General features: G+C 59.7%; 21 protein-coding genes. 14 read left to right on the top strand and 7 right to left on the bottom strand.

Annotated features, from left to right (window positions below; genetic code table 11):
• Nucleotides 1–29 precede the first annotated feature (29 nt).
• The 7 genes from AB8A50_RS19565 (at nt 30) to AB8A50_RS19535 (ending at nt 8,234) form a co-directional block, all read left to right on the top strand.
• Entirely contained in the window at nt 30–1,466 is a 1,437-nt protein-coding gene (locus AB8A50_RS19565; protein ID WP_439078658.1) for a hypothetical protein, read from the top strand.
• Nucleotides 1,467–1,856: 390 nt separating this feature from the next.
• Nucleotides 1,857–3,428 (top strand): hypothetical protein, encoded by a 1,572-nt coding sequence (locus AB8A50_RS19560; RefSeq protein WP_439078657.1) that lies wholly within the window; start codon nt 1,857–1,859, stop codon nt 3,426–3,428.
• Nucleotides 3,429–3,917: 489 nt separating this feature from the next.
• The gene (locus tag AB8A50_RS19555) at nt 3,918–4,205 is read left to right on the top strand and encodes a hypothetical protein (RefSeq protein WP_439078656.1); all 288 of its coding nucleotides are present in this window, start codon (nt 3,918–3,920) and stop codon (nt 4,203–4,205) included.
• On the top strand, nt 4,205–4,579 hold the full coding sequence (locus AB8A50_RS19550) for a DUF7673 family protein (protein ID WP_439078655.1): 375 nt from the start codon (nt 4,205–4,207) through the stop codon (nt 4,577–4,579). The genes AB8A50_RS19555 and AB8A50_RS19550 overlap by 1 nt, the downstream gene beginning before the upstream one ends.
• 235 nt (nt 4,580–4,814) lie before the next feature.
• Nucleotides 4,815–5,246: a hypothetical protein gene (locus AB8A50_RS19545; RefSeq protein WP_439078654.1), complete on the top strand. Its 432-nt coding sequence runs from the start codon at nt 4,815–4,817 to the stop codon at nt 5,244–5,246.
• 535 nt (nt 5,247–5,781) lie between these two features.
• A complete protein-coding gene (locus AB8A50_RS19540; protein WP_439078653.1) occupies nt 5,782–6,105 on the top strand; it encodes a hypothetical protein in 324 nt (107 codons plus the stop codon).
• Nucleotides 6,102–8,234 (top strand): relaxase/mobilization nuclease domain-containing protein, encoded by a 2,133-nt coding sequence (locus AB8A50_RS19535; RefSeq protein ID WP_439078652.1) that lies wholly within the window; start codon nt 6,102–6,104, stop codon nt 8,232–8,234. The genes AB8A50_RS19540 and AB8A50_RS19535 overlap by 4 nt, the downstream gene beginning before the upstream one ends.
• A 644-nt stretch (nt 8,235–8,878) precedes the next feature.
• On the opposite strand, the gene AB8A50_RS19530 is transcribed toward AB8A50_RS19535, so the two are convergent.
• The 4 genes from AB8A50_RS19530 to AB8A50_RS19515 are packed head-to-tail and all read right to left on the bottom strand — an operon-like array spanning nt 8,879 to nt 10,621.
• Nucleotides 8,879–9,820 carry a CarD family transcriptional regulator gene (locus AB8A50_RS19530; RefSeq protein WP_439078651.1) on the bottom strand — a complete coding sequence of 314 codons (942 nt, stop codon included), beginning with the start codon at nt 9,818–9,820 and terminating at the stop codon, nt 8,879–8,881.
• Entirely contained in the window at nt 9,820–9,972 is a 153-nt protein-coding gene (locus AB8A50_RS19525; protein WP_439078650.1) for a hypothetical protein, read from the bottom strand. Before AB8A50_RS19525 ends, AB8A50_RS19530 begins: the two co-directional genes overlap by 1 nt.
• Nucleotides 9,973–9,998: 26 nt before the next feature.
• Complete coding sequence (locus AB8A50_RS19520) at nt 9,999–10,271, bottom strand: hypothetical protein (protein WP_439078649.1); 273 nt, start codon at nt 10,269–10,271, stop codon at nt 9,999–10,001.
• Nucleotides 10,268–10,621 (bottom strand): hypothetical protein, encoded by a 354-nt coding sequence (locus AB8A50_RS19515; RefSeq protein ID WP_439078648.1) that lies wholly within the window; start codon nt 10,619–10,621, stop codon nt 10,268–10,270. Before AB8A50_RS19515 ends, AB8A50_RS19520 begins: the two co-directional genes overlap by 4 nt.
• A gap of 194 nt (nt 10,622–10,815) precedes the next feature.
• Here AB8A50_RS19515 and AB8A50_RS19510 point away from each other — a divergent pair, with 194 nt between their 5' ends.
• Both AB8A50_RS19510 and AB8A50_RS19505 read left to right on the top strand, forming a co-directional pair.
• On the top strand, nt 10,816–11,241 hold the full coding sequence (locus AB8A50_RS19510) for a hypothetical protein (RefSeq protein WP_439078647.1): 426 nt from the start codon (nt 10,816–10,818) through the stop codon (nt 11,239–11,241).
• A 514-nt stretch (nt 11,242–11,755) separates the two neighbouring features.
• Entirely contained in the window at nt 11,756–12,679 is a 924-nt protein-coding gene (locus AB8A50_RS19505) for a DUF2778 domain-containing protein (RefSeq protein ID WP_439078646.1), read from the top strand.
• Nucleotides 12,680–12,969: 290 nt separating this feature from the next.
• Here the strand turns inward: AB8A50_RS19505 and AB8A50_RS19500 are convergent, their stop codons facing one another.
• From AB8A50_RS19500 to AB8A50_RS19490, 3 genes are all read right to left on the bottom strand, one after another.
• Nucleotides 12,970–14,208, bottom strand: coding sequence for an alpha/beta fold hydrolase (locus AB8A50_RS19500; protein ID WP_439078645.1), 1,239 nt, complete (start codon nt 14,206–14,208; stop codon nt 12,970–12,972).
• Entirely contained in the window at nt 14,209–15,099 is an 891-nt protein-coding gene (locus tag AB8A50_RS19495) for an NAD(P)-dependent oxidoreductase (protein WP_439078644.1), read from the bottom strand.
• Between the two features lie 61 nt (nt 15,100–15,160).
• The gene (locus tag AB8A50_RS19490; protein ID WP_439078643.1) at nt 15,161–15,844 is read right to left on the bottom strand and encodes a GntR family transcriptional regulator; all 684 of its coding nucleotides are present in this window, start codon (nt 15,842–15,844) and stop codon (nt 15,161–15,163) included.
• 114 nt (nt 15,845–15,958) lie between these two features.
• On the opposite strand from AB8A50_RS19490, the gene AB8A50_RS19485 reads away from it, so the two are divergent.
• Genes AB8A50_RS19485 through AB8A50_RS19465 form a run of 5 tightly spaced genes read left to right on the top strand, consistent with a single transcriptional unit; the run spans nt 15,959 to nt 20,472 of the window.
• Nucleotides 15,959–17,182 (top strand): ABC transporter substrate-binding protein, encoded by a 1,224-nt coding sequence (locus tag AB8A50_RS19485; RefSeq protein ID WP_120287479.1) that lies wholly within the window; start codon nt 15,959–15,961, stop codon nt 17,180–17,182.
• A gap of 20 nt (nt 17,183–17,202) precedes the next feature.
• Nucleotides 17,203–18,063, top strand: a complete 861-nt coding sequence (locus AB8A50_RS19480) for a branched-chain amino acid ABC transporter permease (RefSeq protein ID WP_089263519.1) — start codon at nt 17,203–17,205, stop codon at nt 18,061–18,063.
• Nucleotides 18,060–19,031, top strand: coding sequence for a branched-chain amino acid ABC transporter permease (locus AB8A50_RS19475; protein WP_439078642.1), 972 nt, complete (start codon nt 18,060–18,062; stop codon nt 19,029–19,031). Before AB8A50_RS19480 ends, AB8A50_RS19475 begins: the two co-directional genes overlap by 4 nt.
• Complete coding sequence (locus tag AB8A50_RS19470; RefSeq protein WP_439078641.1) at nt 19,028–19,753, top strand: ABC transporter ATP-binding protein; 726 nt, start codon at nt 19,028–19,030, stop codon at nt 19,751–19,753. The genes AB8A50_RS19475 and AB8A50_RS19470 overlap by 4 nt, the downstream gene beginning before the upstream one ends.
• The gene (locus AB8A50_RS19465; protein ID WP_439078640.1) at nt 19,750–20,472 is read left to right on the top strand and encodes an ABC transporter ATP-binding protein; all 723 of its coding nucleotides are present in this window, start codon (nt 19,750–19,752) and stop codon (nt 20,470–20,472) included. Before AB8A50_RS19470 ends, AB8A50_RS19465 begins: the two co-directional genes overlap by 4 nt.
• Nucleotides 20,473–20,515: the final 43 nt, after the last annotated feature.

Raw genomic sequence — 20,515 nt, 5'->3', positions numbered from 1 at the left:
GCACAAATTCATCCGGGACGACATTTCCTGTGCGCGAGCACGATGTCGCCCGCGATGAATGGGATGCGGCAACGTTGCGGACGCCATCACCGGCTGTCGCGTTCTCGCCCGCAGCACATACTGAGCGTGGCATTATCTATCCGAACGCGCGCTGCCCCGTCTGCATGGAGCGGGTTTACTTTTTCAAAGCTTCCAACGGTGGCCGCGTATTCTTCGACACGCTTTGGCCGGATTGGGACAAGCATCCATGCACTATCTCCGAGACGTCAGAGTTGACGGATGCCACCCCAATACCTGGAGAGGCGGAAACGGAAGCGGGCGTGGTCCTGGAAATCGAGGTTTACGTTAGGCCTGAAGGCGCGATCCTCGCGGTGAGCAACGAAGAGGGGCATCGCGAGTATTGGTCCGGCAACATGGACCTATCTCGCCGATATTTCCCACAAGCCTGGCTGACCATGAAACAGGACAGCCTGACCGGCACGCTAACCGTGTTGGCTGAGGACACGGCTCCAGTCGATGTATCCATCGCCCGCGCAAGCAGCCCGCGCCCGGTGACAGACCAAATACGAGTGAAACTATCGTCTGAAATGAAGGCCGGTCTGATCCGGACAGCAAAGCGCGTCGCTGGCATGTCGAAGTCGTTTCTTCAGACGAAATCCGGATACGGAACCTTCGTCACCGGCTTTGTTGGGGACAGTCGGGTCATCATCATCCCCATTCCCGCAGACCATGTCAGATGGGACTTCAGCACCTTTGACATCATCAGCGAATACATGGCGAAGGCCGCCGCGAACGTCCTCGATTCGCTCGACGAGAGCCAGGCGTTCAAATCGAAACGCTGCATGCAAGATCACGCTATTTTCGCTTTTGACGATCCGTTCGGATACGTTCAAGCCGGAATGGCGAACGAGGTTTTCGCAAAGAGTGACGGAACGATCTCGAACGATGCGTTCAACTATGATGGTTCAAGAACACTGGAGAAAGCAGGATTAAAGAATCTTCGCTGGGTAGACATGGCTCATGCCGATCCGATCGGACTCGCGGAGACGCCTGCCACGGTCGCAGACGTCATCACGCGAGAGGATGCCTTCTGCGACAGTCGATGGCCTAACACCGTCGCAGGCCGATGGCGCCAGATTGAGCGTTTTACCGAATTGGTCGGGGTCGCTGGACCGTTCAACGCAGCGCACCACGCACTACGCGACGCGGGGTGGGCCCTCGATCATCCGCACGGAATATTCGGCGATTACTTCGAAGTCATTTATCATCCTACAGGAACGTCGGGGAGCCAGTCCCAAAAGTGGGTTTCTGCCAGAGCATTCCTGAGCTTGTCGAACGCTGAAGACGGTATGTGCTTTATGGTCGACCCCCATGACGGGGACGTCGACGCGCAGCTGAAGCTTTCGTGGGTAAAGAACGCGTCTGACGCGTTGCATCTGGTTCGTCGTCTCAAGAAAGGCGTCTAATCCACTTCCAAAATGATTGATGAAAGCGCTGGTTATACTTGGACTATTTCAAACATGGCACGGCCGCCCCAGAAGGACGGCCCTGCAGTTCCGGCAAGTTAATCAACAAACTCTCACTTTGCGCATCCCAGCCGTAACTGATTCCTCCGTTACGGCTTCTGGGCCGAGAATCCGTCGAAACGCAAACGTCGTTAGTTCGGCGGCCTAGTCAGTGGTGGCCATTCGGTCCAAACGTCTGTTTGCCAATGATCTGCTGATGATTCGCGTTTCGACGACCTCGGCAGCGTGTCACGCGGTTTGACCGGCGCGAGGATTCCTCTGAGCATCAAAAGATAACCCCCGGTCACCGCGGCTGTAACCGCTCTCGGGGGCATCTCTCGGAGTGCTTCAATGGTCGTTAAGAATCTTGAATCTGTCAACGCTCGCTCCACCGGCGTGGAAGCCAAGCCATTCCGGTTTCCGGAAGGCGTCACCCGCCGCGACCGCCAGCTTTGCTTCCGCTGGTCGGCCGACTACGACGCGCTCAACGCGCTCATCGGGCTGCCGTCTTGCTCAAGCAAAAAAATGGAGCGCGTCATGGCCTCCATCGTGGTGGACGTCATACTGGCCGGGCCTTTCCAGCGTACGTCGTATTCCCGGTCTCATGATTTTTATGTTGTCCCGGCGCGTTACCGTGCGACCGATTATGGCTACGACACGGTCGTGGGAGCGGTCGATCGGCTCGTGATGACCGGACTACTAATCGAGCATTTCAAAGCTACTTCCAGAATCACCGGTACCGGCTGGCAGTCGTCGTTTATCGGATCGCCGGTCCTCTATCGCGTCCGTGAGATCCCAACAGCAGCAGTGCGTCGCCCAGGCGACGTCATCAAGATGAAGGACGCGAAGTCGGGCAAGCTCATCGCCTATCAGGAGACCCGCCGCACGGTCGCCGACCGCAAAGTCACCGAGGCCGTCAACGCACGCATCCGGAATGCGGAGATCGTTCTCGACGCGCCGACGATTGCCGAACAGAACGCTCACGTGATCCGTTTCAAGACCGATGACGATCACGGCGAGCATTCGGTCTATCCGGAGATGACCGAGCTTTACCGCGTCTACAACGGCGGCTGGACCCTCGGCGGCCGCTACTACGGCGGCTGGTGGCAGAGCGTGCGCGCGGCCGACCGCAAACACTTCATCATCGACGGTGAACGGACCGTGGAAGAGGACTACGAACAGCTTCATCCTCGCCTGCTCTACGCTCACGCCGGAGAAGTTCTCGTGGGCGATGCGTATACGATCGACGGCTGGGACCGGAAACTGTGCAAACGCGCTTTCAACGTCCTCCTGAACGCAGGCAATTTTTTTGAGGCCAAGGCGTCCATCTCGGGGTATGCCGGTGACGAAGCGTCCGCGCTCAAGCTGATCGAGGCGATCAAGCGTCGGCACTTCCGCGTCCGCAAGTTTTTTCATTCTGGAATCGGCATTCGCCTTCAAAACCTAGACAGCGAGATGGCCAAGATCGTGCTGACTGAGATGACCGTTCGTCACGGCATCACCGTTCTTCCAGTTCACGATTCTTTCATCGTTCCGGCGTCGGCTCGTGAACGGCTCGTCAGGGTAATGAAGGAAGCCTTCGATCGGGTGACCGAAGCGCAGCGCAAGGTGGGGAAGGACGACGACGGTGAGGCGGATTCCGATGAGGATGCCGCATACCCCGTTCTGGTAAACCGATCCCAGACGGTTGAAGGGAAATCGATCGAATCCTCCTACAGGGGTGTGGGGGGCGGCGGCCCGCCCGAGGCTCTCTCCTCTGACGGGGATGGTTCGATCTCCTCTCTTCCCTCTGGCTCCGTCGCCGTTACGGTCCGCGATTCTGTAGTGGATTTCTCCCGGCCCGATCCTTCAATCCCTTCTGTTGTTCCTCCTCTCGTCAAGCGTGTCATTCGTCAGCCCAACTTCATGAAGCAGCGCCCGTGATCCAGCCCCGCAGACTGTGGCTAGAGCTCGCGATGCCGCACAACGGATGCACGGGGAGCAATGGACGGTAGGAACGCCGCAGTTGGCTCAACACCCATCCACGCAGATCGAAGCGACGAAAGGCACGCTCCAACAGATTCTACGGCCATCATCGCCTTCCGCCGTCCAGCTTCTCTGACACGGAAGGTCGACTGATGACTACGACGTCGCATTCGTTCGCCGCAGGAAGGCCCATCGAAACACCGTGCGACAAGACACCGCACCGTCGCCGAATGCTTGGCGCGTGAAAAAACTTCAGAGGGGCGAATCCTTGCGCTCGCAAATCGAATGCTTGCGGCCAAGGATTGACTCCTTGCGACCGGAACTACGCGAATCCGTATACCCCTTGTTTTATAGCGGTTCCGCTATTTCCCGGCGTTGTTGAGGCCTGGACAGCTTTTGTAGCATCTGATTGGGTTGTCGCCGTCAATCACGACAAAGGAGGTACTCATGACCGACAACGTTTACCGACTCCGCCCGCAGTTGCCGAAGGCGCGGATTTCTTCTTGGCGACCTCGCGGCTGCCTGACGGCAGGCCTCTACTATGCCGAGTCTCGTTTCGGTGGAGAAGCAGCAATGGGTATGTGGGTCGAGCGCTGCGCACAGCGGCGTTGGAAGTTTGAATTGCTGGCGGATACGGATGACGTTGTTGCGGCGGGATTCGCCGTCTCTTTGACTCAAGCTAAAGAGATTCTTCGCGCTCGCGCAGAAGCTCTTTTGTCACGCGAGGCCGCGTGATGTCGGAGCTTCACGACGCGGAAAGCGCCCTAATTGAGCGCCTGAATTTTCTAATAACCGTCGCCGAAAATAACCCGTTGAGCGGCGATATCGCGCAAGATGCGCTTGAACGGTTAATCGCGATTGCGAAATCAGATACCGGTCAGTCGCGCAGGGTCGCCGAGTTCCTGCTGGCGTGGTGGAACGCTCCCAATTGCGGCGCCTTCGACCTTACTGCTCTCTGGGGGGTGGATGAGCACATCGTGGATGACGTTATAGCGGTCTTCAATTTCATCGCCCAGCACCCGCGTTGCTACCCTGACATGCTCGGGTATGATGCCGATTTTTCGGAAATCATCGCTCAGCATCGGCCCGAATTGGCGGCGGTTGAGTGAGGGTTTGCCAGCGGCTTAGTCGCAGCATGATAGCTAGCGGCGACTCTTGCAGTCACCGCTAACCTATGTCTCGAGATTTTTTTTATCGAGCGTTTTTGAGGCAAGACCTGGCATTTTCGATTGTTATGTCCTTAGCGCTTGCGCCGAGGCACTTGGCACGCTCGAAAGATCGTTACAGCCTATGTGAGTGACCGCGCTAATGCGGCCATGAATAACGAGTAGGAAGGAGTTTTAGATGGCTAAACGTACCGACGGCATCGCGGTGGCTGACACCAACGCATTGAATGAGCACATCAGCGCTATTCGCGGGGCTGCGACTTCTTGGACGTATACCGTAGCCGATGTGCAACGCCTCGCTATGGAGGCTGAGGCTCGCTTGTCGAAGCTGTTTCTCGCGCCGACACATCGTCGTGGCGCAGTTGCGACAGCCCGCTCAGCAGGGCCTTCCGCGGCGGCATATCGCTATTCGGTCAGCGGTGCCGATGTCACACTGCGCCGCGCGAAAGATGGATGGCGTCTCGTCAATTACCAGCGTTGTGATGTGTACCCGCGCTCTATCGAAAAGATCGACATCCGCATCTCGCAAGATCAGGCGGAGAAATCCGTTGAGACGATGCGTCGGCAAAACCGTGTCACGGTCGTAACGCCGACCGAGAAGGCCGCGTGATGACGACGCCGAGATCCTGATCGCTCTCGCGCAGCGGTGCGGTGATCGCTAGATCGGCACTCTACGAAGAAAAGGCCCCGAAATACTTGGGGCCTTTTTGCCGTCGGTAGGAACGCTACGGCTTTTCCACTTGTGCAGGGGTCAACAAGTCAATGATCGTCCCCCGTTTCGATTTTGTTTCAACCCTCGCGACGTCACATTGTCTCCTTTGAGAAGCGAAATCGAAGTTAGCCAGCCATGGTGTCATACGCTTCGCTGCTGACCCCAAGCTGGTGAGGTGGGAGGAAACCTCCCCCTCAACCCCCACGAAGCGGCTTCCTGCAGCCGTTTCGCCGTCATCGTATGACGACATGGGTTGCACATTATTCAAGCCGTCGTCACACACTATGGTTTGTCCGCGCGGGCATCGCGTCGGACTGCATGGCTTGTTCAAATCGCGCCGGCAGACTCATCATTGGTGATGTCGTTTCACTGTGTGTGTGTCATGCCCTCAATTCTGTCAGTTCGCCTTGATTCCGCGACGTCCGCAGCACTCATGGCCGCAGCCGCATCGGCCGAGACGTCAGTTTCAGGTTTCGCTCGCGTCGCGATCATTAGAGCCATTCCGGAAGGCGCATCCCTTCCGGCCTTGCCCCCGTCTCCGCCGCGGCGCCGCGCGTTCCTTCCCGATGCCGACGTCGCCGCCCTTTCCCGGCTGATGTCTGCCGTCAACCGCCTCAACGGCGCAGCGGTTCAATTGTCAAAAGGTCTCCGCGAGGCGGGCCACGTTCCGGAACACGCTGCGATGGAATCCGCGATCAGGGACATTCGCGATCTCAAAATCGAAGGTGTCCGCCTGTTTCAGAGGTTGCAAGAATGATCGCGGGCGCAACGCGCGGCACCGGCGGCCCCGCCCTTGCGCGACATCTGATGTCGCGGAAAGGCAACCAGACCGTTGAGATCATGCTGCCTCGAAGCCTCATGGGCGAGACGCTGCGCGAGCAAATCGACGACCTGCTTCTGACCTCGGCGCACGGCCGTACGTCGCGCCCGGTGCACCACGTGCACATAGACCCGCCGCCTGATTGTGCCGATCCGGAAGCCGTCATCGAAAAGTTCATGCGGCACTACGAAGCGGAATTCGGATTTGAGAGCGCCCAGCGCGCGGGCGTCTTCCATACCAAAAACGGCCGGAAGCACGGACACGTTGTCTATTCGCTCGTGTGTGAAAATGGCTCCGTCGTGTCGCTCGCGCATGATCACGCGCGCCGGGAAAAAGTGTCGAGGATCACAGAATTCGAATGTGGCTTGCCGTTCACCAAAGGCAAGCACAATCGGTCTGCAGCCGCTGCGCTGCGCAGGGACGGCCGCGCCGACGTTGCCGACGCAATGGAAGCGGCGGGGCTTCTCGATGGACGTCGCGGTATCGCACACTCGACACCGCGCCAACGCGCTCAAGCCGAGCGCACGGCGGTACAGATCGATGACATTCGATCTGAGGCTTTCGCGGCCTGGCGCTCATCCGATGACGCAAAGTCATTTGCGGTCGCATTGCACACCTTCGGCTCATCCGTCACGACCGGCGAGCGCGGGCTCGTTTTAGTGGATCGCGCGGGCGGGACACACAGTCTTAATCGTGTTCTCGCCGCCGCCGCACGTGCTGCAGGCGAGGACAAGATCACGGCCGCCGCCGTCCGCAAGCGGCTCGCAGGAATCCGTTTTCAGACCGTGGAGGAAGCCAAAAATGTTCGATCAAAGCGACGAAATTCTGAACGAGGCAACGGGGGCTCGGCAGGCGGCACAGAGCCTGCTGCCGCTCTTGGAGTTGCTGAAGGACGGGGACGAGACGACGAGCCCGATCGAGGAAATCAAGGACCTGCTGCAGGCGATTGTTCAAATTCTGCAGAACCAGAACGAAGCCCTGCAGCGCATCGAAAGCGCGTGCGCGACCGCGCCGCTTCGCTCGCACTGAGCACTATCGATTTACAAGCAATAAATGCAACAAGGAGGGACGTCATGAGGGAGCTCAAAGCACAGGATTACAAGGCAAAAATCCTCAGCAAAATCGCGCCGAAGGGATTCAACGCGCATGCTTTTGCGCTTGATCTGCACATGATTAAGCAGCCGTCTCCGGGCAACACAACGTCGCGCATAATGACAACCGATGGTGGTTGGATCGAATATGATGCGGCCAGAAAATCTGTTCGCACGTGGGGCCCTTCCGGAAGGGCTCAAGTTCTCGCCGCAGCACTCGCCGCGCATGTCAGCGGCGAGGTGTATCACCTCGCAAAGACAGCGTCGGTCGGCGCCGATGCCGACGCACTCAAAGTAGCGAAAACTTCCGAGGACACTATCAAATCGCTCGTAATGTGGTGGTCGGTGCGCGGCTATTCCGCGACCGGTGGCCCGGACGGCTGTTGGATCAACGCGGGCACTGCGCGCATTCGCGACACCGGCAACCGGCTCGATATTCACGGAGGCCTCACCGACGACGCGGTCGCAGCCATACTCACTAAGGCTAAAGATGCGTGGGGTAGCTCAGTTCAGCTTAACGGCGCTTGGACACAGGCCGAGCAAGACCGCCTGTGGATCGCCGCGATGCGTGAAGGCATCGCGATCGGCAATTGCCGACCATCTCAAGGTATTCAGCAGGCATGGCAGCGTGAGCAGGAAGCCGCGGCCGCGAAGACAAAAACGATCTCGGCTGTCAGGACGGAAATCATCGAAGCGCAGCACTTGCTCGACGCCGCGCGGGGCGACATCGAAGCCGCCAAGAAGCTTCCAGGCACCTTGCAGGCTTTCGTCGGAATCCACCTCGACGACGATCAGCGGAAAGAGCTCGCGGCGCAGCCGATTGCTGAAATCGTTCCACACCTCGCTCGCTTCCGGAAGCTCGGCGCCGTCGAACTCGAAGCTTACAAGGCTCCTCCTGGTCGGAAAGTGGCTTTTGCCGAGCCCGAGAAAGACAAGCCGAGCGTCGGCCCGAGCGGCGCACACGGTCCGAAATGACCGTCGCCCCGCACGTCCTGCGGCGCTACGTCCTCGACCGCGCTTCCGGAAGGTCACCGCGTGCGCAGTGGTCGTATTACTCGCTGGACTTCGGCGCATGGGTCCGCGCCGACGAACCGGTTGCGCGCCGACATGAGCATCACCGGCGTAGCCGGCAGGGATGCCGACCGTGGTGCGACGTGCTCGGGCTTCGCACCGACGTTGCCGACGACCTTGCCCTCCAAATGTACTTCCTAACGATCCCGGTGGACGAATGGCCGCGTCTCGCCATCGCCGTCATGCGCGCGCCGAATCGTTGCCTCCGGGATTGGTGCGCTTCCGGAAGCCGTCTCATCGCCGCCGTCGATCCGGCCGCAGCGTCGCCTTCCGGAACGTCATCGTCGGGACCGCTCTCAGACTGGCCAGAATCACGTGGAACAGGTCCGAGGTCGATGCTGCCGCGTTGATTGGGGAGGATCGTTTTCCGGGCAGGCAAACACCCACGCACCCCGACGAAGGCCATAAAACCCATGCGTACGGGTCACGGATTTTGGCGAACCCTTGTTAGAATCCTGAAAATTGATGCTTTGGGCGTTTCCGCGCGCACTTCTTGATTTCCAGCGCTGCCGGTACGCCAGACGGCCGCGCCGAGAGCTGGAGCGGCCTCACAATTCGTCCGCCAGCCGCCGCATACCTATTGCCTGATGCTTCGCCGTCGGCACGCGCAGCGTCATGTTGGCGGTCTTGAAGTTGATGACGAAGAGTTCAAGCTTTGCGCCGGCGATATCTTGCTGCTCGATGGCGAGTATCTTTCCGATGCCGTGCTCCGGATAAACGACGTATTCGTCGACCTTGAAACCGTGCCGCTCCATGATCGGTTGGTCATCCTCCTCCTCGTCGAGGTCTGCTAAGTCTTCGTCCGCGTGCACACGCGACTGACGTGACATTAGGTTTCGCAGCTTCGTTACCGGAACGCGCAGCTCCGCCTCCTCGTCTGGGAATTCGATGACGAACCGATAGGTGTCGTCGCCGTCTCCCTCGAAGGGCTCAAGGTCCACGATCCGCGCCACGGCATCGAAGGGCTTGAACTGCAGGATTTCGCCGATCTCGAAGCCGTCGAGGTCCGGCTCTTCGGCGTCCTCAGGTTTGGGCTCGGGCTGGGGAGCCGTCGTCCTTTGCCATTGGTGCGGCGACTTCGGCTCCTCTGCTTGCTCGTCCCGCCGTGGGTTTCCCACCGACACCCCGAGGACGTGGTGGCCTTGGGTTGGCTGCGTGTTCGTCGGAAGCGTTCGTCCTAGATCGGTAAGGAAGCCGATTGCCATAGACCACGGTCCACGCTGACTTAGCAGGCCATACGAATCCTCGGGTGCCTTGCGGTACGCGGTATGTTGCTGCTCCAGGCCGCCAAGTGTCTCATGGTAAAATACGATGAACTCGACCCGAACACGCTCCTTGTCGAGGAACTGGAAGTAGTGCCGCACGTACCCGTCCTCGTTTCGTGGGAACGCCACGAAGTGCTGCAGGCGCCAAGCGATCAGAGGATTCATCATCTCCTGGATCTCGCGGTCGACGCCCCGCTTTCCGCCTAGCCAATCTCTGATGCCCATCAGAGAGGCTCCCGGTTCGACGAGATGAAGTCCGCCCACAGCAGGTAGAGGCCGAACACCGCCACGAAGGCGCCAGCCTTGAACATGATGCCTCGGCCGCCGTTGATCAGCCATTCGTACGTGCACCAGCCGCCGCCGATGATCAGAGCCATGTAAAAGCCCAGCGCGACCCATTTTCTCACTGTGCCGCCACCTTCTTGAGCAGGGCAGCGACGACGGCGATAATGTCGTCTCTGATGTACTTCGCCCTCCAAGCCGACAGCGCTGCCCTGACGATGTTCATGTGGTCGCCAGCGAAGTCGCCCTTCAACCCGGAGGCGTTGTGCAGCGCCGTCAGGATCTCGAAGCTATCGGCGCCATCCAACGAGACGTAGTCGTTCGGCCCTTTGCCCTGCGCGATGCCATCCAAGGCGGCGATCAGCTCCCTGTATGCCAAATCGTCGTCAGTCACTTGACCGCTCCGAATATCTGTTCCGCGCAGAACTGGCCGAGCGTCGTCGACTTCTCAATCAACGACGGCGGCCGTTTCCGGGTACGCATCAACAAGACAGCCTCCGCCTTGGTTGTTGCCGCCCCGATGCCAGCCGCATAGCAGTCGCAGTATTCAGACACTTTCGCGGGGGCGATACCGGCTTCCTTCATGATAGGGCTTTCGTGCTGCTGCTGCTCGCAGGTCAGTTTTGTGACACGCACGTAGTCGTTGAGGTCCTGCCCCGTGATCCCCGGGCCTATGCCGATGTCCTGCGCCAGGCAGCCTACGGTGGTCACCAGAAGTGCCAGAAATATCGTCGCTGTGCGCATGCCGCCCTCTCGCTTCCCACCCATGGAACTAGCACTATATGCTGCAACCTAGAGAAGAATCATGGGGGTGGCGATGGCCAAGAGGAACGAGCCTTGCCGATACTGCATGGAGGTGCGTCGTCACGCCGGCCAACCTTCCATGAAGTCTTCGTGACGATGAAGATGCGTCGCTGAACAACTGAGAGTGAAGCCCAATGACAAAGATGGACCGTACGCGACCGACTCTGAGGTTGATAGATGACAGCAAGCGCCAGCGCTTTGAGCCGAGCCCGCCGAAAACAACGCAGCAGGATTGCCATCCGTCGATGGCTTTTGACGAATTGAGCTCGAAGATCGACTTCGAGTCACTCATTGCCAGCGGAGAGGAACTCAGTCGCAATTTTCACGGTCTCGCGTGCTCTGTCCTGGCACAAATCGAGAAGAACGGAAATGTCAGGCTGGTTAATTCGTTGATAGCCGCTGCTTCTGCATCGACAGATACAAACCAACTTAGACTTTGGTTTTCATTATTTGGCCCGGTGGAATTCGTTGATGGTAAGGCGAAATACAAGCCTCACGCGCAAACCATGATCGAGGCGGCGATGGCAACGCCTTTCTGGACAATAAAACCCGACGAGTAAGCCGGTCGAGCGTGCGCGGGGGTAACCCCGTGAATAGAACTCGCTTGAGATCAACACGCCTGAGCGGACGAAGGGCTCCCAAGAGCCTTGAGCACCGTATTACGCCATTGACGAGGCTCCATCGGCTTTGTATCCACATCGGAAGCCCGAGGCGCATGCATCAGCAGTAAGATCAATAACTTACACGTCGTTTGGCAGAGAATCCCACTCTCTCCGCCAGCACCCCCTCCTAACCATCTGATCCATTTGCGAGCCGGCCGTCGTCCTTCCGCGCCCCGTGCGCGGTAACAAGATGACGTCTGCGTCGATGGCTGGTTTTTTAGCGAGCCTGTTTAGGCAGGCTGGACTGGAAAAGGACTCTCTCGCTCTGGGAGACGGACCTTCCGGAGTGGCGCAAAGTCTGGCAAGGCCAAAATGGCCTAATACGTCAGGCTCGTTGGCTTGATTTGAGCCTGAATCATTGGGTAGCCTTTTTGCGTCGTGTCCGGGGCATCAATTGCGTAGATCTCGAATTGTGATCGCTGCTGCGTCTGTCGGAGCCCTCGCTGCGGCTTTGACGCTATGCGCGTATGTTCAAGAGCCTCAAAATGTACTGAGCTTCTTTAAGGCGAAAAATCCAAGTAGTCCGCAGCTCGACGACATCTCGTTCATTCAGCGTTTTCCGCAAGCGTTTGATTTTGAAGTGTCGGCTTCTAATGTCGAATTAGAAGTTCAGCGGGCTAAGTCCCAGCTCGCGCAAGCAATGCGATCGCAGCCAGTGCTTCCCGCCGACAGCTCGCTCGGAATCTCGGCGGCGAATGGAAAAGTGCCGCTACCGAGAGTCCGGCCGTCGGCGGCCAATTTGATTGCTGTGTCTCTGCCCGATCAAGCGTCAACACCGTCTGATCCTTTGTCCAACGTAAGCGCAGCACTTAAAAAAGTCTTTGCGATGCTACAGCCGTCTGAAACTGTTTTGGCATCTGCGTCACCCGAGGGTGGAATCTCCGGCGATGGAAAGGACAGTGCACCTCCAACGTTGGCGGAAACGCGGACGGCGCTTTACGACATTTCCGCCCGCACCGTTTACATGCCCGACGGAACGCGGCTCGAGGCTCACTCCGGACTTGGCGAACTGATGGACGATCCAACGCAAGTCCACGTCCATGATCGAGGTGCGACGCCACCGCAGATATATGAACTGAGCAAGCGAGAGAAGCCTTTTCACGGCGTTGAAGCATTGAGAATGAAGCCGGTGGGTCAAGGTGATCTGTTTGGCCGCGCCGGATTGCTTACGCACAGCTACCTGATGGGACCAAAGGGAGATTCGAACGGTTGCGTATCGTTCAAGGACTACGCAACGTTCTTGCAGGCTTACAAAGCAGGCGCCGTGAAGCGATTGATCGTCGTACCGAGCCTGGCCGATCCGACCGTTATGGTGGCACAAAAAAACTCGATGTAGCCGTGTCTGTGAATACTCAGATATCGCACCGGCTTGAGATTGATCTTCAGAACTAATTTTCGCCCAGATTTAGATTGGTAGTATGCCAACGCCGAATCGGGGGATTCGCATATGACACCCAGTGACTACGCGCGAATGGCGAAAAATTGCGCCGAGCGAGCTGACGCCTTGGAGCCCGGCCCGAAGAGAGACGAGTTGCTTAAGAAAGCACAGCAGTTTCGTTTTTACGCGAAGGTCGAAAATTGGGTGGCGTCGCCGGGGCTGCAACCTCCGGATTGAATCTTGCGCATTTAAAGCGGCAAACGACGCAGTGCCTGGAAGACGGGACGCAGATAGTCCAGCATCTTTGGCGGGTTCTCCGTCATCGGAAAATGCCCGAGCTCCGGCATCTCGGTCACCACGGCACCCTCGATCCATTCGGCAAGCGCGTAGGCATCGCTCACGGTGGCAGAGAAGTCGTAGTGACCGATCAGGAGATGCACCGGGATCTTGTGGCCATCGATGAGCTTGGCGGTCTGCTCGCCGTCGAACTCGTCCGAATAGAAAGCCAGATCGCCGTCATAGACGCCCGGCGCACCCTGCGAATAGATCCATGCAGCGCGTCGGCGGTCTTCGGCGGGGCTGGATGGGCTCATCAATCCGCGCACATAGGCTGCCGAATGCCAGCCGCCATTGACGCGTGCATGCGTGAGATACTCGTTCCGACGGCCGCGTGGGCGCACAGGCGCTTCGAGCGCGATCACGGCTTTCACGAGATCAGGTCGCTCTGCGGCGAGCGCCATGGCGATGCCGGCGCCCATCGAGCAGCCCATCACCACAACGGGTTCGCCGATCGCCTGTTCGATAAAGCTCGCGCACCAGTCCAGATAGGTCGGCTGATCGAGCTGATAGATGCTGCCATCCCAACCGGCGGGCGGCATGGAGCGGCCGTGTTGCGGCATGTCGAAGCCGATCAGGCGCCAGTCGCGCCCGAGTTCGGGATCGCACATCACGCCGTGAAACTGCCGCGTATCCGCTCCGGCTGTGTGGAGGCACAGCACTGGCCTGCCGGTACCCGTGGCCTCTGAATAGATTTCGGCAATCTGCCCGCCGGCGCTGTGCACGCGGTGATAGCGGCCCTCAAGGCGCGTGAGATCGACTTCGACCGCATGCGCGGCTGGCGTCGTGAGATTCGCGAACACGGCCTCGAGGAATGCGCGGGCCTGCGCAATAACCAGCGCATCGCCGGTCACGGTGAAGCTGGTGTTACGCAGCTGGATCGATGAAAACGAATGGTAGGTCGGCGGCGGGCAGGGCGCCAGCACCTTCAGCCATGCTGTGGCTGGTCCGGATAGCACGATGTCCGGCGCATTGCTGGGTATACTGACAACCGGCTGGTTGTTGCGACAAGCGATCGCGACGGCGGCCTCGTCGATCCCAAACTGAATTTCAAGATCCAGTCCGCGCGCGAAAGATTGCACCTCCGGCGCGGCAATCGCGACCGCAAGTCGATTGCGAAGCTCGTCGATCAGGCCCATGCCCAACGTCACCTACTTCCTGGCAGTGAGATAGCGGCCAATCTCGACATGGTCGGCCGACGGTCCGAGTTTCTCCAGTGCGGCGTCCCACAGTGCGGCGACTTCATCTGCCAGCGGCGCGTTGATGCCGATCTGGTGGGCGAGTTCGTCGGCGGTGCGGATGTCCTTCGCCATCAGGGCCATCGCAAAGCCCGAGGTGTACTTTTCGGGAATGACGAACTGCTTGAGCTTGTTTTCGGTCGAGTTGTTGCGTCCGGTGGAGGCGTTCAGCACGTCGACAAGGACATTCGGATCGATGCCGAACTGTCCACCGATAGCAACGGCTTCGGCGGCAGCGGCGAGACCCGCGGCCGAGACATAGTTGTTCAGCGCCTTGGCGGCGTGACCGGAGCCGAGCGGGCCGGTGCGGAATACCGACTTGCCCATGGCATTCAGCACGGGATCGGCGCGATCGATGGTCTTGCCGTCGCCGCCGGCCATGATCGCCAGGGTGCCGTCGACGGCGCGTTTCACGCCGCCCGACACCGGTGCGTCGATGAAAGCAAGGCCTGCCGCGATCAGTTCTTCGCCGAGCGCGCGCGTGCCCATCGGAGCGGAGGAGCTCATATCGATCACCACCGTGCCCGGCGCGAGCTTCCCCTTGAAGCCTTCCACGGCCGCGCGCACGATCTTGCCATCTGGCAGCAGCGTGATGACCGCGGCTGCGTCCTTAACGGCTTCATCGACGGTCGCAGCTGACGTGCCGCCGGCTTCGGCATATTTGGCGCGGGCTTCTGCAAACGTATCGAAGCCAACCACCTGATAGCCCGCGCGCGCAATGCATGCGGCCATGGGGCGTCCCATATTGCCGAGGCCGATGACGGCGATCTTGGCGGGCGGATTGATGGCGGCTGAATTCGACACGGGCGTTCCTCTTCAAGTTCTTATTTTATGCGATATCCGGCGCGGCAGGTGATCGCGCTGGTCAGGGATTATCGCGCCGCAGCGCTTCCAGCGCTATCGCGGCGGCATTCTTGATGTGCTGGACGCAAGCCTGCTCGGCGCCATCTTCGTCGCCGGCCTCGATTGCGACAAGGATGGTTTCGATTTCGGCAAGACTGCGGCCGATGCGATTGGACTGGGTCATCGACGTCATGCGCAGCACCGTGACGCGGTTCAGCAGCATTTTCAGAAAGCGTTCGACGAAAACATTGCCGCAGCCTTCGAGCAGCGCAGCATAGAATTCAGTCTTGGCGGCCAACAGGTCGCTGCGGTCTTCCTGACCGGCAACCGCGCCCATCTGGACGAACTGTTTGCGCAATCGTTCGATGATCACCGGGTCGCGCAGCCGCGCACATTCACGGCCGGCATAACCCTCCAGCAGAGCGCGCAGATCATAGAGCTGCTCGGCTTCCTCGACGCTGATGGTGCTGACGATCGGGCCGCGATGCGGGATCGTAGTGACGAGACCCTCTGCCTCCAGTTGCCGGAGCGCCTCGCGGATCGAGGTGCGGCCGACGCCGACCTGTTCGCACAGCTCACGCTCGATCAGCCGCTGGCCAGGCTTGAACAGCCCGCTACCGATTGCAGAGCGTAGTCGATTTTCAACCAGCAGTCGCAGGCTGGTCGATTCCCGCGAGACATTCAGGTCCGATTCGATCTTTGTCATGCGTCAAGTTGACCGTTTATCAGACAATCTGTCAAGCAGCTTGACCGCTCGTCTGTTTTATGTCGAATTGCCGACGAAGCCGCAAAGGCCGTTCTGCATTCGGAGAAAACGCCCATGTCCAAGACAACCTCCCATCGTGGTGGCCTGAGCCGACGTTCGCTGCTCGCCGGAACCGCGTCGCTGCTGGCCAGCCCGATGATTGTTTCGTCGGCACGCGCGCAGGCGAAGCCGGTCAATATCGGCGTGATCATGCCGCTGTCGGGCGCCAATGCGCAGTTCGGCATCAATTCGCGCAACGGCATCGAGCTGGTTGCCGATGAGATCAACGCAGCCGGCGGCATCAAGGCGCTCGGCGGCGCCAAGATCAATCTGATCGTTGCGGATGCGACCTCGACGCCCACCACGGCGGGCACCGTTGCGCAGCGCCTCATCACCCAGAACGAAGTGACGGCGATCCTCGGCGCATTCGCATCATCGCTGACCATTGCCATTTCGGAAGTCACGGAGCGTCGCGACATTCCGCTGCTCACCATGTCCTTCGCCGACCAGATCACCGGTCGCGGTTTCAAGAACATCTTCCAGATCGTCGCCAAGGCGTCGGCGCTCGGCAAGGCGCAGCTCGACTACACGCTGGCGATTGCGCAGGCATCCGGCGCCAAGATCGACAAGATCGCGATCATGTATGAAGACACCGCCTATGGCACCGCGCAGGCGGCCGGCCTTCGTGCCGCTGCCAAGGCAGCCAATATCGACATCGCGATGGACGATGCCTATCCGCTGGGAATCACCGACACCACGCCGCTGATCAACAAGCTGCGTGCGTCCGGTGCCCAGGCCGTCTTCCCGGTGTCCTATCTCAATGACAGCCTGCTGCTGATCCGCACCATGCGCCAGCAGCGCATCACGATTCCGGCCATCGGTGGCGCGGCCGGCTATGTTATTCCGGATTTCGAGAAGGGGCTCGGCGAATTCGCCGAGAACGTGCTGTCGATCGCGCCGGCCAATTATGATCTCGCGCCGGATCTCACCGAGCGTTTTCGCAAGCGCTTCGGCTATTTCATGGTGCATGAGGCGCTGGAACACGCCGTCGCGCTCGACGTGCTGGTGCAGGCGATCGAGAAGGCGAAGTCGGCCAAGGCCGAGGACGTCACCATGGCGCTGCGCGGCGCGAAGTTCACCGGCGGCTGGACCAAGGCGATGACCGGCGGCGCCGTCGAATTCGACAGCACTGGCCTCAATATCCTGTCGGTTCCCGTCATGGCGCAATGGCGCAACAAGGAGCTCGTCACGGTCTGGCCGAAGGATGTCGCCAAGGGCACGGCGGTCTGGAAGTCCTGACGAACTGAAGAAAGATCGCAGTGTCATTTCTACAAGCAATAATCGACGGGTTGTTGGTTGGTGGCGTTTACGCCGTCATCTCCATCGGCCTGACGCTGGTCTATGGTGTCATGGGCATCGTGAATTTCGCGCAGGCGGAATTCCTGATGATCGGCATGTTCGTGTCCTGGTTCGCCTGGGCTTATCTCGGCCTTGATCCGGTGCTGGCCGCGCCGCTGTCCTTCGCGGTGGCGTTCGGCATCGGCTGGCTGGTGCAGGGGCAGTTGATTGCGCGCGTGTTGAAGGCACCGTCGGTAGCGCAGATCTTCCTCACCGTCGGACTCTTGATCGTCATCGAGAACGGATCGCTGTTGCTGTTCGGCTCGCAGTTTCGTTCGGTAACCACGTCCTACCAGACCATGTCGCTGTCGCTCGGCGCGCTGTTCATCAGCGTGCCGTATCTGATCGCCTTCGGCATGTCGCTGGCTTGCGGCCTGGCCCTGTGGTGGTTCATGCGCACGAGCTGGTTCGGCCGCGCCATGCGCGCGACGGCGCAGAACCCGATGGCCGCGCAGCTGATGGGGATCGATACAGCATTGATGTACAAGATCGCATTCGCGCTCGGCGTCGGCCTCACGGCTTTCGGCGGCGCGGTGATCCTGCCTTATGTCACTGTATTCCCCGGGGTCGGTGGCCAGTTCGTCGTGCTGATGTTCACCGTCGTTGTGCTCGGCGGTCTCGGCAGCGTTGCGGGTGCCGTCGTCGGTGGGCTCGCGGTGGGCGTCATTCAGGCATTGTCCTCGCTGTTCTTTCCGATCCAGTTGCAGAACCTCATTTTGTTCATCGTCTTTATTTTCGTGCTCGCGGTGAGGCCGCAAGGTCTCGTAGGAGCATCCCGATGAAACGCTGGATCGCAATTCTGGCTGTGATCGCCATTGCGGCTGTGTTGCCGCTGCTGCTCAGCCCGACCGGATACTGGATCCGCGTGCTCACCTTCACGCTGCTATTCGCCGCGATGGCGCAGGTCTGGAATATCATCGGCGGTCTGGCCAATCAGACATCGCTTGGTCACGCCGCCTTCTTCGGCATAGGGGCCTATACATCCACCATCCTGGTGCTGAAATTCGGCATCAGCCCGTGGATCGGCATGTTCGCCGGCGGCTTCCTCGGTGGCATCGCCGCGCTGATCATTGCCGTTCCGACCATGCGACTGCAGGGGCATTACTTTGCTTTGGCCACACTGGCGTTCGGCGAAGTGATGCGCGTCATCGCCAATGTCTGGTCGTCGCTCACAGGCGGGCCGGTCGGTCTGTCGGTGCCGTTCGTGCCGCCCAGCATCGCTGCCTATTCCTTCAAGCAGCTATTGCCGCATGCCTATATCGCGCTCATCGCTTTGATCGTTGTGACCTTCATTTTTGAGGCGATCCGGCGCAGCGCGATGGGCTATCGGCTACGCGCCATCAAGGAAAATCCGGCTGCTGCGGAAGTGATCGGCATCGACACCACCAAGGTGAAGCTGCAGACCGCTGTTATCTCGGGCGTGCTGATGGCCATGCTGGGCACGCTCTATGCGCAGGTCGCGGTGTTCTTCGATCCGGATACGGTGTTCAGCGCCGCCTCCATCTCCATTCGCGTCGCGTTGATCGCCATTCTGGGCGGCGTCGGTACGGCGATCGGTCCGATCCTCGGCGCGCTGTTTATCATTCCGGTCGAGGAGCTGATGAACGATCTGTTCTCGTCGGGCGCGGCGGGCCTGTCGCAACTGATCTTCGGCGTCATTCTGATCGCTGTCATTCTATGGCGTCCACGCGGCTTCATTACCGTGTTCGACTCACTGATGGCACGCTTCTCGAACAAGGCACGCTCATGACCATTCTCGATGTGCGTGGTATCTCGCGCCGCTTCGGCGGGCTTCAGGCGCTGTCCGACGTGACGTTTTCGGTGCCGAAAGGACAGATCGTCGGCCTGATCGGCCCGAATGGCGCCGGCAAGACGACGTTCTTCAGCACGCTGGTTGGCCTCATTCGCCCCGACAGCGGCACCATTCAACTCGACGGCACCAGTGTGGTCGGCCAGAAGCCGCATAGGGTTGCGGCGCTTGGCATGACCAAGACGTTCCAGAACGTGGCGCTGTTTGCCGAAAGTTCGGTGCTCGACAACGTGCTCACCGCAGGCCTGTTGCGCCACGATGTCGAGATTGCGCGCAAGGAGGCGTTGATCTGCCTCGACCGCGTCGGGCTCAAATCCGTTGCCCACAAGCTTGCCGGCAATCTCTCGTTTCCCGAGCGCGCGCGCGTCGAACTGGCACGCGCATTGTGTACCGGCCCCAAGGTGCTGCTGCTCGATGAGGTGATGGCCGCGCTCAATCCGGTGGAGATGCAGGAGATCATGGATCTGATCCGCTCGCTGCGCGACGACGGCATCACGCTGCTGGTTGTCGAGCATCATATGCGCGCAATCATGACGATCTGCGATCGCATCCTGGTGCTGAATTTCGGTCGGCTCCTGGCCGATGGCACGCCGGAGCAGGTGGCGAACGATCCGGTGGTGGTGGAAGCCTATCTCGGCCGTTCGATGGAGGCCCATAAATGAGTGCGTCTCAGCCATTGCTCGAGATCAAGGGCCTCAATGCCGGTTATGGCGAGATCGAAGTCCTGCACAGCATCGATCTGCAGATGTTCGAAGGCGAATTCGTCTGCATCATCGGCGCCAATACCGCCGGCAAGAGCACGATCCTTCGCGCGATCTCGCGCCTGGTGCCGCATGTCACCGGCACGTTGCGTTTTGCAGGCAATGATCTGTCGAGCCGCGCTTCGCATGACATCCCCATGCTGGGCATCGCGCATGTTCCGGAAGGACGTCATGTGTTTACGGACATGATGGTGGAAGAAAACCTGATGCTCGGTGCCTTCACCGCGCGGCATGCCAAGGATCTGTCGTTGCGCATGGAAGGTATCTTCGAGCTGTTCCCGCGTCTGCGCGAACGGCGCGGTCAATTGGCAGGCACGCTGTCGGGCGGTGAGCAGCAGATGGTCGCTGTCGGGCGCGCGCTCATGCTGCAGCCGAAGCTGTTGCTGCTGGACGAGCCGAGCCACGGTCTGGCGCCGAAGGTCGTCGAAGAGATGCACGATGCCTTCACCAAGATCCACAGCCGTGGAACGTCGATCCTGCTGGTGGAGCAGAATGTCGGACTGGCGCTCGACGTCGCGACACGCGGCTATGTGCTGGAGAGCGGTCGCATCGCACTGCAAGGCACGTCTGCAGAATTGAATGAAAATCCTGCCGTTCGCGCGGCCTATCTCGGCATATGATCGAGGCAGACGGGCGAACGACGTCGAACCCTTAGCAATCGCA

The sequence above is a fragment of the Tardiphaga sp. 841_E9_N1_2 genome, from assembly GCF_051811065.1.
Taxonomy (GTDB): Bacteria; Pseudomonadota; Alphaproteobacteria; order Rhizobiales; family Xanthobacteraceae; genus Tardiphaga; species Tardiphaga robiniae.
The sequence above is the reverse complement of the archived record's forward strand: the minus strand, read 5'-3'. Positions and strand labels throughout refer to the sequence as shown.